We start from the raw sequence: 15,916 nt of genomic DNA, 5'->3' as shown, positions 1-15,916 counted from the left end.
CCGTCAGTATTGTTAGTTGTTAGTCGTTTTGTGCGGCCGATCCCGAGTTCCTCTTGCAGAAGTATCCTGGCGAGCCGTTATCTTAAGCACAAGCGTGCCTGGCCCGGCCAGTCACACCTATTGATAGAAGTAGGTAGCCTACTGGCAACGAACTGCTATGATCCCTCGGCGATCTTCAGACATAACGATAAAGACCAGGAGTGATGTATTGCCTTTCTCCGGCGCCTCTTCCCGCTGGCTGCAGCGGTACGCCCCGGCCCTTCTGGCTGTTGCCCTGATCATCGCCATGAGCATCAGCCTCGCCTGGCAGGCGGCCGGCTGGTTGCGCCTGCAACGCAGCCCGGTAGCCGTCGCCGCCTCGCCGGTCAGCCACGAGTCGATCCGCAGCGATCCGACCCGCCTGGCGCGCCTCTTCGGCACCAGCGCCCAGGACCCCAACGCCCCGCCACCGGCCACCAACCTCGACCTGGTGCTCAAGGGCAGCTTCGTCCAGAGCGATCCCAAGCTGTCCAGCGCGATCATCCAGCGCCAGGGCGACAAGCCGCACCGCTACGCGGTCGGCGGCGAGATCAGCGACGGCGTGAAGCTGCACGCGGTCTACCGCGACCGCGTCGAACTGCAGCGCGGCGGGCGCCTGGAAAGCCTGCCCTTCCCGCACCGTTCCGGGGGACTGCTGGCCAGCGCGGACGACATTACAAGCGAGAACGACTCGATCGAACAACTGCAAAGCCTGCAGGATGAGAACGCTGCAGCATTGCGCGAGCGCCTGGACGCCTTGCGCCAGCAGATGGAAGCCACGCCCATCGCAGAACCCGCCGAAGAAGACTCGAGCGAGCCCACGACCACGCCTACGGAAAGCGACTGACCCGATGTCCCAGCCTTTGCTCCGCGCCCTGTTTGCCCCTTCCAGTCGTTCGTACGTTCCCGCCGTCCTTCTCAGCCTGGCCCTCGGCATCCAGGCGGCGCACGCCGAAAACAGCGGCGGGAACGCCTTCGTCCCGGCCGGCAACCAGCAGGAGGCGCACTGGACGATCAACCTCAAGGATGCCGACATCCGCGAATTCATCGACCAGATTTCCGAAATCACCGGCGAGACCTTCGTCGTCGACCCGCGGGTCAAGGGCCAGGTCAGCGTGGTCTCCAAGGCCCAGCTCTCGTTGAGCGAGGTCTACCAGTTGTTCCTCTCGGTGATGAGCACCCACGGCTTCACCGTGGTTGCCCAGGGCGACCAGGCGCGCATCGTGCCCAACGCCGAGGCCAAGACCGAGGCCGGCGGCGGCCAGAGCGCGCCGGATCGCCTGGAGACGCGGGTGATCCAGGTGCAGCAGAGCCCGGTATCGGAACTCATCCCGCTGATCCGTCCGCTGGTCCCACAATATGGCCACCTCGCCGCGGTGCCCTCGGCCAACGCGCTGATCATCAGCGACCGCAGCGCCAATATCGCGCGAATCGAAGACGTGATCCGCCAGCTCGACCAGAAGGGCAGCCACGACTACAGCGTGATCAACCTGCGCTACGGCTGGGTGATGGACGCCGCCGAGGTGCTCAACAACGCCATGAGCCGCGGCCAGGCCAAGGGCGCGGCGGGCGCCCAGGTGATCGCCGACGCGCGCACCAACCGCCTGATCATCCTCGGCCCGCCGCAGGCGCGCGCCAAGCTGGTGCAACTGGCGCAATCGCTGGACACCCCGACCGCGCGCTCGGCCAATACCCGGGTGATCCGCCTGCGCCACAACGACGCCAAGACCCTCGCGGAAACCCTCGGCCAGATTTCCGAAGGCATGAAGAACAACGGCGGCCAGGGCGGCGAACAGACCGGCGGCGGCCGACCGAGCAACATCCTCATCCGTGCCGACGAAAGCACCAACGCCCTGGTCCTGCTGGCCGACCCGGACACGGTCAACGCCCTCGAGGACATCGTTCGCCAGCTCGACGTGCCGCGTGCCCAGGTATTGGTGGAGGCGGCCATCGTCGAGATCTCCGGCGACATCCAGGATGCCGTCGGCGTGCAATGGGCGATCAACAAGGGCGGCATGGGCGGAACCAAGACCAACTTCGCCAATACCGGACTGTCCATCGGCACCCTGCTGCAATCGCTCGAGAGCAACAAGGCACCGGAATCCATCCCCGACGGCGCCATCGTCGGCATCGGCAGCAGCAGCTTCGGCGCGCTGGTCACCGCGCTCTCGGCCAACACCAAGAGCAACCTGCTGTCGACCCCGAGCCTGTTGACCCTGGACAACCAGAAAGCGGAGATTCTGGTCGGCCAGAACGTACCGTTCCAGACCGGCTCCTACACCACCAACAGCGAAGGTTCGAGCAACCCGTTCACCACCGTGGAGCGCAAGGATATCGGCGTCAGCCTCAAGGTCACTCCGCACATCAACGACGGCGCGGCCCTGCGCCTGGAGATCGAGCAGGAGATCTCGGCCCTGCTGCCCAACGCCCAGCAGCGCAACAATACCGACCTGATCACCAGCAAGCGCTCGATCAAGAGCACCATCCTCGCCGAGAACGGCCAGGTGATCGTGATCGGCGGCCTGATCCAGGACGACGTTTCCCAAGCCGAGTCGAAGGTTCCCCTGCTCGGGGACATCCCATTGCTCGGTCGCCTGTTCCGTTCCACCAAGGACACCCACACCAAGCGCAACCTGATGGTCTTCCTGCGTCCTACGGTGGTCCGCGACAGCGCCGGTCTCGCCGCGCTCTCGGGCAAGAAATACAGCGACATCCGGGTCATCGACGGCACTCGCGGCCCGGAGGGACGACCCAGCATCCTGCCGACCAACGCCAACCAGTTGTTCGATGGACAGGCCGTCGATCTGCGCGAACTGAAGACGGAATAACGGCGCCATACCGGCAAGGCGGCCTCATACGAAAAAAAGCGCTGCTCCTTTCGGAACAGCGCCTTTTCCGCATCTCCCCACCAACTCAGTCGAGGTAGATCATTTTCCGGGTCATGCCGCCATCGACCAGGAATTCCTGGCCGGTGACGAAACCGGCGTCCTCGGAGAGCAGCCAAGCCACCAGCGACGCGACATCCTCCACCGTTCCGACCCGGCCGACCAGGTGCTGGTCGTGGTCCAGCTCGGTCAGCGGCGCAGCCTCGCGCTCGGCGGCCTCGCGGGTATCGATCCAGCCGGGGCTGAGCGCATTGACACGGATATCCGGGCCCAGGCTGGCGGCCAGGGCATGGGTCAGCGCCAGCAACCCGCCCTTGCTCGCGGCGTAGGCCTCGGAGTCAGGCTCCGACTGGTGGGCACGAGTCGAGGCGATGTTGACGATGGCGCCATTGTGCGCGCGCAGATAAGGCGTGCAGTACTTGGCCAGCAGCATCGGACCGGTCAGGTTGACCGCCAGGGTCCGGGTCCACTCGCCGAGACTCAGCGCCTCCAGCGGCGTATTGCGCGGATTGGCGATGGCGGCGTTGCAGACCAGGCCGTCGAGGCGGCCGAACTGACCGAGCACCTCGGCCACGCTCATCGCCACCTGGCCCTCCTGGGCCACGTCCATGGCCACGAACCAGGCGTGCTCGCCCAGCGCCTCGGCCACCCTGGCCCCGCGTTCACGGTCGTTGTCGGCAAGCACTACCTGCCAGCCCTCGGCGATCAGCCAGGCACTGATGCCCAGGCCAATGCCCCGGGCCGCCCCGGTGACCAGGGCGACCTTGCCGTTGCCTCGCAGGTTGGGTTCGATCACAGCGCAGCCAGCCCCCGAGCCATGTCGGCCTTGAGGTCGTCGAGGTCTTCCAGGCCGACCGCGACCCGGATCAGGCTGTCGCCGATCCCGGCGCGCGCGCGGTCCTCGGGGGACAGTCGACCGTGGGAGGTGGTCGCCGGGTGGGCGATGGTGGTCTTGGTGTCGCCCAGGTTGGTGGTGATCGAGACCATCCGGGTAGCGTCGATGAAGCGCCAGGCGGCATCGCGCCCGCCCTTCACGTCGAAGCTGACGACCGCGCCGAAGCCGCTCTGCTGGCGCCGGGCCAACTCATGCTGAGGATGGCTCGGCAGGCCCGCGTAGTAGACCCGCTCGATGCCCGGCTGGCGCTCCAGCCATTCGGCCAGGGCCAGGGCACTGGCGCTGTGCGCCTGCATGCGGATACGCAGGGTTTCCAGGCCCTTGAGGAACAGCCAGGCGTTGAACGGGCTGAGGGTCGGTCCGGCGGTGCGGAGGAAGCCGACCACTTCCTTCATCTGCTCGCCGCGACCGGCGACCACCCCGCCCATGCCCCGGCCCTGGCCGTCGATGTACTTGGTCGCGGAGTGGATCACCACGTCCGCACCGAGCTTCAGCGGCTGTTGCAGGGCCGGCGTGCAGAAGCAGTTGTCCACCGCCAGCAGCGCACCCTTGGCGTGGGCGATCTCGGCCAGCGCGGCGATATCCACCAGCTCGGCCAGCGGGTTGGATGGCGACTCGACGAAGAACAGCTTGGTATTCGGCTTGCACGCCGCCTCCCAGGCCGCGAGATCGCTCAACGGCGGATAGTCGACCTGGATACCGAAGCGCTTGAAGTACTTGTCGAACAGGCTGATGGTCGAGCCGAACACGCTGCGCGAGACCAGCACGTGGTCGCCGGAGCTGCACAGGCTCATCACCAGGGCGAGGATCGCCGACATGCCCGACGCCGTGGCCACCGCCTGCTCGGCTCCTTCGAGGGCGGCGATGCGCTCCTCGAAGGTGCGTACCGTGGGGTTGGTGTAGCGCGAATAGACGTTGCCCGGCACTTCGCCGGCGAACCGCGCGGCCGCGTCGGCGGCGGTGCGGAAGACGTAGCTGGAAGTGGTGAACAGCGCCTCGCCGTGCTCGCCCTCCGGCGTCCGCCGTTGCCCGGCGCGAACCGCCAGGGTGTCGAAGGCCGCGCCTTCCAGGTCGCTGTCGAGACGCCCGGCATCCCAGTCCTGAGTCATGCCGCTCTCCCCTTTGTCAGTCGTTGTACAGATCGATGATCGCGCTGACCGCCTGGCTCTTGGCCTTGGTCGCATCGTTGCGCGCCTGTTCGATCCGGTTCAGGTAGGCCTCGTTGACGTCGCCGGTCACGTACTCGCCGTCGAACACGGCGCAGTCGAAGTGATCGATCTTGATCTTGCCGCCGCCGACCGCGTCGATCAGGTCGGGCAGGTCCTGGTAGACCAGCCAGTCGGCGCCGATCAGCTTGCTGACGTCCTCGGTGCTGCGATTGTGCGCGATCAGCTCGTGCGCACTCGGCATGTCGATGCCGTAGACGTTGGGGTAGCGCACGGCCGGCGCGGCGGAGCAGAAGTAGACGTTCTTCGCCCCGGCCTCGCGGGCCATCTGGATGATCTGCTTGCAGGTGGTGCCGCGGACGATGGAGTCATCCACCAGCATCACGTTCTTGCCGCGGAACTCCAGCTCGATGGCGTTGAGCTTCTGCCGCACGGATTTCTTCCGCGCCGCCTGGCCGGGCATGATGAAGGTGCGGCCGATGTAGCGGTTCTTGACGAAGCCCTCGCGGAACTTCACGCCGAGCCGGTTGGCCAGTTCCAGCGCCGCGGTGCGGCTGGTGTCCGGGATCGGGATGACCACGTCGATGTCGTGGTCGGGACGCTCGCGGAGGATCTTGTCGGCAAGCTTCTCGCCCATGCGCAGGCGCGCCTTGTACACCGAGATGCCGTCCATGATCGAATCCGGACGCGCCAGGTAGACGTGCTCGAAGATGCACGGCGCGTACTTCGGTGCCTTGGCGCACTGGCGGGTATAGAGCTTGCCTTCCTCGGTGATGTACACCGCCTCGCCCGGCGCCAGGTCGCGGATCAGGGTGAAGCCGAGTACGTCCAGGGCCACGCTCTCGGAGGCGATCATGTATTCGACGCCGTTCTCGGTATGCCGCTGGCCGAAGACGATCGGACGGATCGCATTGGGGTCGCGGAAACCGACGATGCCATGGCCGGTGATCATCGCCACCACCGCGTAGCCGCCGACGCAACGGTCGTGCACGCAGGAAACCGCGGCGAAGATGTCCTCCTCGGTGGGCTGCAGCTTGTTGCGCACCGCCAGCTCGTGGGCGAACACGTTGAGCAGCACTTCCGAATCGGAGTTGGTGTTCACGTGGCGCAGGTCGGATTCGTAGATTTCCTTGGCCAACTGCTCGACATTGGTCAGGTTGCCGTTGTGCGCCAGGGTGATGCCGTAGGGCGAGTTGACGTAGAACGGCTGCGCTTCCGCCGAGCTGGAGCTGCCGGCGGTCGGGTAACGCACATGGCCGATGCCGACGCTGCCGATCAGGCGCTGCATGTGGCGCTGCTGGAAGACGTCGCGGACCAGGCCGTTGTCCTTGCGCAGGTACAGCTTATCGTCATGGCAGGTGACGATACCGGCAGCGTCCTGGCCGCGATGTTGGAGGACGGTGAGCGCGTCATACAGCGCCTGATTGACGTTCGACTTGCCCACGATACCGACGATGCCACACATGTGACGCAACCCCTACTTGGCTCAAGCTGGAAAGATGGGAAGCGCGATCGGTCCGTCCCGGACCATCGAGCTGACCAGGGCCTGTGGGCCGCTGGCTCCCGCGAATCGGCGACCTTCGCCGCCGACTGGCTCGCGGCACGTCCTGTGCCGCCGGCGCCGCGCCATCGACGCGCCGCCCTGGAAAACCGCGGGACCCGGCCTCGGCCAGTGTCCCGCCAAAATCACTGGCTGGGAAGCAGCCCGCCGATGCCGCTCGGCGGCGTTATCGGCGCGGCCGGCAACCACTGGCCGGCGAAACCGAGAATGAAGTTCTTCGACCAGTCGGCAACCATCAGGAAATGCGGCATCAGCACCGACTGCTGCCACCAAGGGTCCTGCTGTACCGGGGCCAGGCTGAGCAGGCCGACCAGCAGCACGACCAGCAGTACGCCGCGCGCACCGCCGAAGACCATGCCGAGGAAGCGGTCGGTGCCGGAGAGGCCGGTGACCCGGATCAGTTCGCCGATGAGGTAGTTGACCAGCGCCCCGAGCAGCAGGGTCGCGATGAACAGCAGCGCGCAGGCTGCGATGATGCGGGCCGAGGGGGTCTGGATGTATTCGCCCAGGTGCTGCGCCAGCGCCCCGCCGAACATCCAGGCCACCGCGCCGGCGACTATCCAGGTAAGCAGGGACAAGGCTTCCTTGACGAAGCCGCGACTCAGACTGATCAGGCTGGAAACGACGATGATGGCGACCATCGTCCAATCGACCCAGGTAAATGCCACTATGCAGCCCACAAGCAGAAAAGGCGCTGCATTTTAGCAGAGCGCGCCCGCGACGGTAAGCCGCGGGTCGCGGTCAACCGCGTTCCGGCTGGAAGCGCACGACGAAGCCGTTGAGCTTCTGCTGCTTGCTCAACTGGTCGCGCAGGCGATCCGCCTCGGCGCGCTGGATCACCGGCCCGACGAAGACCCGGTTCATCCCGTCGAAGCTGCGGATGTAGGCGTTGTAGCCCTGGGAGCGCAGGGTCTTCTGCAATTCCTCGGCGCGCGCCCGGTTGGACAGGCTGGCAAGCTGTACCGACCAGCTCTGCGGCAGGTTGTTGGCGTCCAGGCGCTTCTCCGCGGGCGGCGGGCTCGGCGGCGCAGCGGGCGGTTGCGGCTGGCTTGGCGGCAGGCTGGCGGCCGGCGCCTGGGCCTGGGCGGGCGGCTGGGTGGCCGGCGGGGTCGCCGGCAGGCCGCCGATCGGCTGGCTGGGCTGGCCGGCGGCGGCCGGGGAGCCTTCCTCGACGATCTCGGGAGCGATGCCTTCCTCGCCGGGCTGCAGTTCCGGCACCTCGGTCGGCTGCACCTCGACACTGGGCATGGCCGGCGATTGCGGGCGCGGCGGCGCTTCCACCACGACCTGGCGCGACTCGTCTTCGCGGGTGAACAGCATCGGCAGGAAGATCACCGCCAGGGCGATCAGCACCAACGCCCCGACGATGCGCTGCTTCAGCCCTCTTTCCAGCAAGGCCATGATTTACTCCCCCTTATCCGTTCTACGGGCCAGCCATTCCAGGCCTTCGGCCACGCTATAGAACGATCCGAACAGCAGAATGACATCATCCGCGGTAGCCTTGGCGCACTGCGCGTCCAGGGCGGCGGCGATATCCGCATGACTGCTCGCCGGAACCTGGCGCAGGATCAGCGCCGCCTCCAGCTCCGCGGCCGGCCGCGAACGCGGGGTCGGCAACGGTGCAACGGCCCAATCCTGCACCAAGCCGGTCAAGGGTTCCAGTACGCCATCCAGGTCTTTGTCCGCCAGCAGGCCGAAGACCGCCAGGTAGCGTCCTCGTGGCGCTGCGGCACGCAGGCGTTGCGCCAGGTACTGGGCGGCCTGGGGATTGTGCCCGACGTCCAGCAGGAGCTGGCGTGGCTGGCCGTTCCAGGACAGGTCGCGGCGATCGAGGCGACCGGTCACCCGGGTCCGCCGCAGCGCCTCGGCCAGGCGCTCCGCCTGCCAGGGCAACTCGAGCAACGCGTAGGCCTGCAGGGCCAGCGCGGCGTTTTCCATGGGCAACCCGAGCAACGGCAGATCGTGCAGCGCCAGCGCCTGGCCGTCCGCGGCCAGCCCGCGCCAGTGCCAGCCATGATCGGCGAGCGCCAGGTCGTAGTCGCGACCGCGCAGGTAAAGCGGTGCCCCCAGCGCAGCCACCTGCTCCAGCAATGGCTGCGGGGGATCGAGATCGCCGCACAGGGCCGGTTTGCCGGCGCGCAGGATACCGGCTTTCTCGAAAGCCACGCTTTCGCGGGTATCGCCCAGCCAGTCCGCATGGTCCAGGCCGATGCTGGTGATCAGCGCCAGGTCGGCGTCGATCAGGTTGACCGCATCCAGGCGCCCGCCAAGGCCGACTTCCAGCACCGCGAAGTCCAGCCCGGCGCGCTCGAACAGCCAGAAGGCGGCCAGAGTGCCCATTTCGAAATAGGTCAGGGAAATCTCGCCACGTGCGGCCTCCACCGCGGAGAAGGCGTCGCACAGTTGCGCATCGCCGGCCTCGACGCCATCGATCCGCACCCGCTCGTTGTAGCGCAGCAGGTGCGGCGAGCTGTAGACCCCGACCGACAACCCCTGCTCACGCAGCAGTTCGGCGAGCAGGGCGCAGGTGGAGCCCTTGCCGTTGGTCCCGGTAACGGTGACCACGCGTTTCGCCGGCCTTCCCAGGCCGAGCCGGCGCGCTACCTCGCGGGAACGCTCCAGGCCCATGTCGATGGCCGTCGGATGGAGTTGTTCGAGATAGCTCAGCCAATCGGCCAGGGAACGCTGGGTCATGCGGATACGGGGCTCGGCGAATGAGTGAAGGCCGACAGCAGATTGGCCAGGCGCGGCCGCAACTCGGCACGATGCACGATCATGTCGATGGCGCCATGCTCAAGGAGGAACTCGCTACGCTGGAAGCCTTCCGGCAGCTTCTCGCGGACGGTCTGCTCGATCACGCGGGGACCGGCGAAGCCGATCAGCGCCTTGGGTTCGCCGACGATCACGTCGCCGAGCATCGCCAGGCTGGCGGAAACGCCGCCGTAGACCGGGTCGGTCAATACCGAGACGAACGGGATGCCTTCTTCGCGCAGGCGCGCCAGGACCGCCGAGGTCTTGGCCATCTGCATCAGCGAGATCAGCGCTTCCTGCATGCGCGCGCCGCCGGAGGCGGAGAAGCAGATCAGCGGGCAGCGCTTCTCCAGGGCGACGTTGGCTGCGCGAACGAAGCGCTCGCCGACGATGGCGCCCATCGAACCGCCCATGAAGGAGAACTCGAAGGCGCAGGCGACCACCGGCATACCCTGCAGCTTGCCGCTCATGGCGATCAGCGCGTCCTTCTCGCCGGTGTCCTTCTGTGCCGCGGCGAGGCGATCCTTGTACTTCTTGCTGTCGCGGAATTTCAGACGGTCCACCGGCTCGAGGTCGGCACCCAACTCCTCGCGACCGTCCTCATCGAGGAAGATGTCCAGGCGGGTACGCGCGTTGATGCGCATGTGGTGATCGCACTTCGGGCAGACATCCAGGGTCTTTTCCAGCTCCGGACGGTACAGCACGGCTTCGCAGGACGGGCATTTGTGCCACAGGCCTTCCGGTACCGAACTCTTCTGGGACTCGGAACGCATGATGGAAGGGATCAGCTTGTCTACCAGCCAGTTGCTCATGCTCTTTGTTCTCCAGTGCAAGGTCGGGATGGCCGCACCGATCCGGTGACGGCGTCCCTGAGCAAATTCATCTTCGTGACCGCCGGCAGCGGTGGGCCCCACGGCTGCGAAACGTTTCGCGGCCTGTCCCATCCCCCGCCTGCGCGGTCACCTGGGCGATACCCGGCGAGCGGCTATCGCGAAATATCTGGCCTCCCTATCGGCGGCCGGGCGTTGTCGCGGAAACGGCGACACGCTAGTGGACGGCGGCGGGCCGCCCGTCGTCACATCATGTCTCGTCGCGGCGCCGCGAACGCACCGCGTCCACGAACGCGCGGACCCTCGCCGCATCCTTGATTCCCTTGCTCGCCTCGACGCCACCGCTGACGTCCACCGCGTAGGGCTTGACCTGCTCGACTGCCCTGCCGACGTTATCCGGCGTCAGACCGCCGGCCAGCACCAGGGGTTTGCCCAGGTCGGCCGGCACCAGCGACCAGTCGAACGCCGCCCCCGTGCCGCCGGGCACGCCTTCCACATAGGTATCCAGGAGAATCCCGGCAGCTCCCGGATATGCCGCCGCGCGCCCGACGATGTCGTCGCCGGGCTTCATCCGCAGGGCTTTCAGGTAGGGTCGCCGATGTCCCTCGCAGTCCTCGGCGCGTTCGTCGCCATGGAATTGCAGCAGGTCCAGCGGCACCGCATCGAGAATCTCGCCCAGTTCGCAGCGGCTGGCGTTGACGAACAGGCCGACGCTGGTCACGAACGGCGGCAGGGCACGAACGATCTCCCGCGCCCGATGGATATCCACCGCCCGCGGGCTCTTCGCATAGAACACCAGGCCGATGGCATCGGCGCCCGCCGCGGCGGCGGCCAGGGCGTCCTCGACTCGGGTGATACCGCAGATCTTGATGCGAACGGCTGGCAACGACGGAGAATCCTCGGCGAGTGAGCGACGAACCGCCGGACGGCCGGTCCGGCGGGAATTCTCGATGGTAGCAAAAGCCCGATTCGACGTCAGCCGACGATATCGGGCAATCCGGAAAGGAAATGCGGCCCCAGGTAGCGCTCGGGCAACTCGAACTCCCCGGGGTACTCCACCCGCACCAGATAGAGTCCGTAGGGGTGAGCGGTGACCCCACCGGCGCGCCGGTCGCGCGCCTCGAGCACCTCCTTCGCCCATTCGATCGGCCGCTCGCCGGCACCGATGGTCATCAGGACGCCAGCGATGTTGCGCACCATATGGTGAAGGAAAGCGTTACCGCGGATGTCCAGCACGATCAACCGACCATGCTCCAGCAAGCGCACGTGATGCATGGTCTTGACCGGCGACTTGGCCTGGCACTGCACCGCCCGGAACGAGGTGAAGTCATGGGTGCCGACCAGTACCTGGGCCGCCTCGCGCATCCGCCCGATATCCAGCGGCCGATGGTTCCAGGTGACCTCCTCGGCCAGGTGCGCCGGGCGGATCGGATCGTTGTAGATGGCGTAGCGATAGCGCCGGGCCATGGCCGAGAAGCGCGCGTGGAAATGCGCCGGCATCACCCTCGCCCAGGTCACACTGATATCCGCGGGCAGGTTGGCGTTGGTGCCCATCACCCATGCTTTCAACGGGCGCTCCACCGCGGTGTCGAAATGCACCACCTGGCCGCTGGCATGAACGGCAGCGTCGGTACGGCCGGCGCAGATCACCCCGACCGGCTCGGCGGCAACCTTCGACAAGGCGCACTCCAGCGCTTCCTGCACGGAAGGCACGCCGGCTTCCTGGCGCTGCCAGCCACGATAGCGGGAGCCCTTGTACTCGATGCCGAGGGCGATTCTGGAAACGCCAGCGGCAGCCGATTCGGCTGCCGCTGGCGGAACAACATCGTTCATGAGGGTCGCTTCATTTCCGGATCAGGCCAGGCGCTCCAGCAACTCGCGGGCTTCCGCCTGCTGGCTGTCGTTACCTTCGGCCAGGACTTCGTCGAGGATATCGCGCGCGCCTTCGCTATCGCCCATGTCGATGTAGGCGCGAGCCAGATCCAGCTTGGTCGCCGCTTCGTCGGCACCGGAGAGGAAGTCGAAGTCATCGTCGGCGTCTCCGTCCAGGGCGGAGGCGACCGCTGCATCCTCGGCGGAGAAACTCGGCGTCGCGCTCTTCGGCTCGTCAAGGTTGCTGGCCAACTCGTCCAACTGCGCACTCACCTCGTCCAACTGGGCGGCGAAACTGTCCTCGCCCTTCTCCGGAGCGGCCGGCTCCGTCGGCTCGTCGGCCAGCGACAGGTCGAAGTCGTCCGGCAGGGACAACGCCGGCTCTTCGGCAGCCTCGGTATCGAGGGTGAATTCGTTGTCGGCAGGCGCCGCGGCGGGCACTTCGTCGTTCAGCGAAAGCAGGAAGTCGTCGTCCGAAAGCTTGTCTTCCGGCGCGTCGAGATCCAGGGAGAAATCGCCCAGGTCGTCATGCTTGGGTTGGCTCGGAGTCTCTGCCAACTCCGCGAAATCCAGGCCGAAGTCGAGATCGTCGACAGGCTTGTCCGCCGCGGTCGAGGCCGCCAGGTCCAGATCGCTGTCCAGGGTCAGGTCGTCCAGCGCCCCGCTGTCGGACTTGAGGTCGGCCTGCACGTCGTCGCCGCCCAGGTCGTCCAGGCTCAGGTCGAAGGCGTCGTCGAGATCCTGTCCTGCCGCATCCGGCTTGGCCGCGTGACCGCTGTCGTCGAGCGACAGGTCGTCGAGGCTGAAGCTATCCAGCTCGTCCTGCGCCAGCTTGGCGCCGGCCAGGCCGGCAACCGCGGCGACCGCGACCATTGCCGGGTAGCGCGACTTGAGCTGCTCGACCTGCGGCTGTGCGCCGCCGATTTCGCGCAGCTCGTTTTCCTGGCGAGCGAAACCTTCGCGATCGCCCATCTCGGCATAGACTTCCATCAGCTTGAGGCGCAGGTCGGTGCGCTGCGGCTCGTCGTAGATGGCGTTCTGCAACAGTTCAGCGGCCTGGTTGAAACGCCCGTAGGCGATATAGATGTCGGCCTCGCCCAGCGCATCGGAAGTCTGCGCAGTGGTCTTCTCGACCTGCGGCGCAGCGGCTGCGACCTGCGGTTCAGGCTCGTCGAGGGTCAGGTCGTCGAAGCCGTCCTTTCCCAGGTCCAGCGCATCCTCCTGTTCCTCGCCGGCATCCGCGGCGAAAGCCTGGGCTTCTTCCTTCTCTTTCTGCGCATTGCGCCGCGACAGGATCATCAGCAGCACCAGCAACGCCAGCAGTGCGCTACCGCCGATCACCGCCAACCACAGCGGGTTGGCCAGCAGTTCGTCGAGGAAGCTCGGTGCCGGCTGTTCTGCCGCCTGTACCGGAGCGGGCGCCGGAACGGCAGGTGCCGGAGGCTTCTCGGCAGCTGGCGCGGGCGGCGGCGCCACCGGAGGCTGCGCCGGAGCGGCGGGTGCTTCTCCGGCCGGAGCAGGAGTCGGCGCTGCCGCAGCGGGAGTCCCGGGCTGAGCCGGCGCCTGCGCTGCTGCATTGGGCTGGGACGCATCCGGCAGGGCTGCGTTCGGCTGGGCTGCGCCCTGGCCTTCGGCGCCCAACTGCCCTTGCAGCTTGGCCAACTGGGCGTCCTTCAACTGGATCAACTTCTGCAGCTTGTCCAGCTGGCTCTGCAGATCCTGCATGCGGCTCTGCAGTTCTTCGTTCTCGCGGCGAGTGCTATCGAGGCTTTCCTTGGTCACCGCCAGGGTATCGGCGAGCGCCTTGCTGTCGCCCTTCCCGCCCTTGTCGGCACCCTTGCTGGCCTTGCCCTCGCCAGACACCAGGCGCAGGTTGTCCGTGGCGTCGACCTTGGATGGCGCCGACCCGGCGGCATTGCGCTGGGTCGCATCCAACTGCCTGGCGCCAGCGCTGCCCGCGGCCGGATTGCGGCTGCCGCGCCAGCTCTGGTTCTGCGCCTGCACCTGGGACAGCGCCTCGCGCGGCGAGCGCTCCAGCATCTGCTGTTCGGTGGGAATGCGCAGGACCTGGCCGCTCTTCAGCCGGTTGATGTTGCCATCGACGAAGGCGCCCGGATTCAGTTCCTGGAACGCGAGCATCGCCTGGGGTACGGAAACGCGATCGGTACGGTTGCGCTGGGCGATCTCCCAGAGCGTGTCGTTGGAAACGGTGCGATAGGTGTCGCTGCCTGCCGGCGCGGTGGTACGCACCGGAGCCGGAGCCTGCGGGGCTCGCGGGGCGCCGGTCGCGCGCGGCGCGCTGACCGGCGCTTGCGGAGCGCTTGCCGCGGCCTGCGGGGAGTACAGCGGCGGATCCAGCAGGACGGTGTACTCGCGCAGCAGGCGGCCGTTCGGCCAGAGCACCTGGACCAGGAAGTTCAGGTAGGGCTCCTGCACCGGCTTCGACGAGGTCACGCGAATGACGCTCTTGCCGTTGGGCTTCACCACCGGCGTGAACTTCAGGTCGGTGAGGTAGTACAGGCGATCGACGCCCGCCTTGCTGAACTCTTCCGGCGACGCCAGGCTCGGGATCACCTCGCCCGAACCCAGGTCACGAACTTCGAGCAGCTCGATCTCGGCATCCAACGGTTGGTTCAACGCCGACTTCAGGGTGATTTCCCCCAGTCCCAATCCATGCGCCATGCCGGAAGTCAGGACCGAGGCCGCCGCGATTGCCCGAACCAGTGTACGAAGCCGAACCATAGTGTAATCCCTTGGTTTTAATATCTTTTCTCGTTTCACGAGAGGGAGTGCGTCGGTGCTTGCTGTCCGCTCGCCCAGCCATGCATGGACGGACGCTCCCCGGCAGCAGCGGATCGAACCAGTATTAACAAGCTCGAATAATTCTACAAATCTGTGGGTAAGTATCTTTTACAGATAGTGTTTTATCAACAACTCACCCAGGAGCACGGCATTCAGCGCGGCACCTTTTCGCACATTATCAGACACAATCCACAAATTGACCTGACAGGGATCAGCCTGCCCCGCCCTCACCCGGCCGACATAGGTCTCGTCCTGGCCGAGGGCATCGCCGACCACCGTCGGATAATCGCCCTCGCCGACCCATTCGATACCTTTCGTCGCATCGAGGACCCGCGTCACCGCGGCCAGGTCCACCGGCTCCGCGCACTGCAGGGTCACGCTGAGGCTATCGCCGAAGAATACCGGCGCCTGGATGCAGGTAACGTTCAACGGTCCGATACGCTCGCCAAGCAAGGCCTGCACCTCCGCGAAGATGCGCCGCTCGATCGCGCTGTGTCCCTCGGCATCCACCGCGCCGACCTGCGCGAGCAGGTTGAAGGCGATCTGGCGGTCGAAGAGACGCGGCTCCAGGGGGCGCGCATTGAGCAGTTCGGCGGTCTGCCGGGCGAGTTCCTTGACCCCTTCGCGCCCCAGGCTGGAGACGGAGAGGCAGGCTGTCAGGTTCAGTTGCCGGCAATCCAGCGTGGCCAGGAGTGGCGCCAGCACTTCGCACAGTTCGGCGGCTACGGCGCAAGGACTGGACAAAAGGAACGGCGCTGCTTGCGAGGCCAGGCGTTCGGCATTCACCGAAACCATGACCGGCGGTGCGACGCTCGGTTCCAGGGCGCCGCTCAGGTCGATCACCGAACAACCCGCCGCGCGGGCGCGCTCGGCATGGGCACGCGACACCTCGGCTGCCGCGGCGAAGAAGGCCAGGCCGACACTGGAAAAATCGAAGCTATCGACATCGCCGACGCGCAGGCTGCTTTCGGCGAAACCCATGCGCTGCCCGGCCGACTCGGCGCTGGCCAGCAGGTGCAGACGATGAAGCGGGAAGTCGCGTTCGTCGAGGAGACCGACCAGAGCCTCGCCAACCGATCCGGTGGCGCCTACGACTGCGACATTGAGGGGCTGGGACATGGGAAAAGCCTCGGCGG

At 66.6% G+C, this 15,916-nt stretch carries 13 protein-coding genes; 2 read left to right on the top strand and 11 right to left on the bottom strand.

What is annotated here, in order from left to right:
• The first annotated feature begins 157 nt into the window (after window positions 1-157).
• Both xcpP and xcpQ read left to right on the top strand, forming a co-directional pair.
• On the top strand, window positions 158-865 hold the full coding sequence (gene xcpP / locus LJF27_RS10325; RefSeq protein WP_003119750.1) for a type II secretion system protein N: 708 nt from the start codon (window positions 158-160) through the stop codon (window positions 863-865).
• A gap of 4 nt (window positions 866-869) precedes the next feature.
• Window positions 870-2,846: a GspD family T2SS secretin variant XcpQ gene (gene xcpQ, locus LJF27_RS10320; protein WP_003103536.1), complete on the top strand. Its 1,977-nt coding sequence runs from the start codon at window positions 870-872 to the stop codon at window positions 2,844-2,846.
• Between the two features lie 85 nt (window positions 2,847-2,931).
• Here xcpQ and LJF27_RS10315 read toward each other — a convergent pair whose 3' ends face one another.
• The 11 genes from LJF27_RS10315 to LJF27_RS10265 form a co-directional block, all read right to left on the bottom strand.
• Window positions 2,932-3,699 carry an SDR family oxidoreductase gene (locus tag LJF27_RS10315; RefSeq protein ID WP_003103539.1) on the bottom strand — a complete coding sequence of 256 codons (768 nt, stop codon included), beginning with the start codon at window positions 3,697-3,699 and terminating at the stop codon, window positions 2,932-2,934.
• Complete coding sequence (locus tag LJF27_RS10310) at window positions 3,696-4,907, bottom strand: O-succinylhomoserine sulfhydrylase (protein WP_003113933.1); 1,212 nt, start codon at window positions 4,905-4,907, stop codon at window positions 3,696-3,698. Before LJF27_RS10310 ends, LJF27_RS10315 begins: the two co-directional genes overlap by 4 nt.
• A gap of 16 nt (window positions 4,908-4,923) precedes the next feature.
• Complete coding sequence (purF, locus tag LJF27_RS10305) at window positions 4,924-6,429, bottom strand: amidophosphoribosyltransferase (protein ID WP_003091383.1); 1,506 nt, start codon at window positions 6,427-6,429, stop codon at window positions 4,924-4,926.
• Window positions 6,430-6,650: 221 nt separating this feature from the next.
• Window positions 6,651-7,193, bottom strand: a complete 543-nt coding sequence (locus tag LJF27_RS10300) for a CvpA family protein (protein ID WP_003113932.1) — start codon at window positions 7,191-7,193, stop codon at window positions 6,651-6,653.
• 73 nt (window positions 7,194-7,266) lie between these two features.
• Complete coding sequence (locus tag LJF27_RS10295; RefSeq protein ID WP_003147893.1) at window positions 7,267-7,926, bottom strand: SPOR domain-containing protein; 660 nt, start codon at window positions 7,924-7,926, stop codon at window positions 7,267-7,269.
• 3 nt (window positions 7,927-7,929) lie between these two features.
• The gene (gene folC / locus LJF27_RS10290) at window positions 7,930-9,219 is read right to left on the bottom strand and encodes a bifunctional tetrahydrofolate synthase/dihydrofolate synthase (RefSeq protein WP_003104198.1); all 1,290 of its coding nucleotides are present in this window, start codon (window positions 9,217-9,219) and stop codon (window positions 7,930-7,932) included.
• On the bottom strand, window positions 9,216-10,088 hold the full coding sequence (accD, locus tag LJF27_RS10285; protein ID WP_003104199.1) for an acetyl-CoA carboxylase, carboxyltransferase subunit beta: 873 nt from the start codon (window positions 10,086-10,088) through the stop codon (window positions 9,216-9,218). Before accD ends, folC begins: the two co-directional genes overlap by 4 nt.
• Window positions 10,089-10,356: 268 nt before the next feature.
• The gene (locus LJF27_RS10280) at window positions 10,357-10,992 is read right to left on the bottom strand and encodes a phosphoribosylanthranilate isomerase (protein ID WP_003091389.1); all 636 of its coding nucleotides are present in this window, start codon (window positions 10,990-10,992) and stop codon (window positions 10,357-10,359) included.
• Between the two features lie 89 nt (window positions 10,993-11,081).
• Window positions 11,082-11,939, bottom strand: a complete 858-nt coding sequence (truA, locus tag LJF27_RS10275) for a tRNA pseudouridine(38-40) synthase TruA (protein WP_023117019.1) — start codon at window positions 11,937-11,939, stop codon at window positions 11,082-11,084.
• Window positions 11,940-11,960: 21 nt separating this feature from the next.
• On the bottom strand, window positions 11,961-14,720 hold the full coding sequence (fimV, locus tag LJF27_RS10270) for a motility hub landmark protein FimV (protein WP_023117020.1): 2,760 nt from the start codon (window positions 14,718-14,720) through the stop codon (window positions 11,961-11,963).
• Between the two features lie 168 nt (window positions 14,721-14,888).
• Window positions 14,889-15,899, bottom strand: a complete 1,011-nt coding sequence (locus tag LJF27_RS10265) for an aspartate-semialdehyde dehydrogenase (protein WP_003115016.1) — start codon at window positions 15,897-15,899, stop codon at window positions 14,889-14,891.
• Between the last annotated feature and the right edge of the window lie 17 nt (window positions 15,900-15,916).

Origin of the sequence: Pseudomonas sp. 203-8, from assembly GCF_020708595.1 — a bacterium.
Taxonomy (GTDB): Bacteria; Pseudomonadota; Gammaproteobacteria; order Pseudomonadales; family Pseudomonadaceae; genus Pseudomonas; species Pseudomonas aeruginosa.
This window is presented reverse-complemented; position numbering and strand designations above follow the sequence as displayed.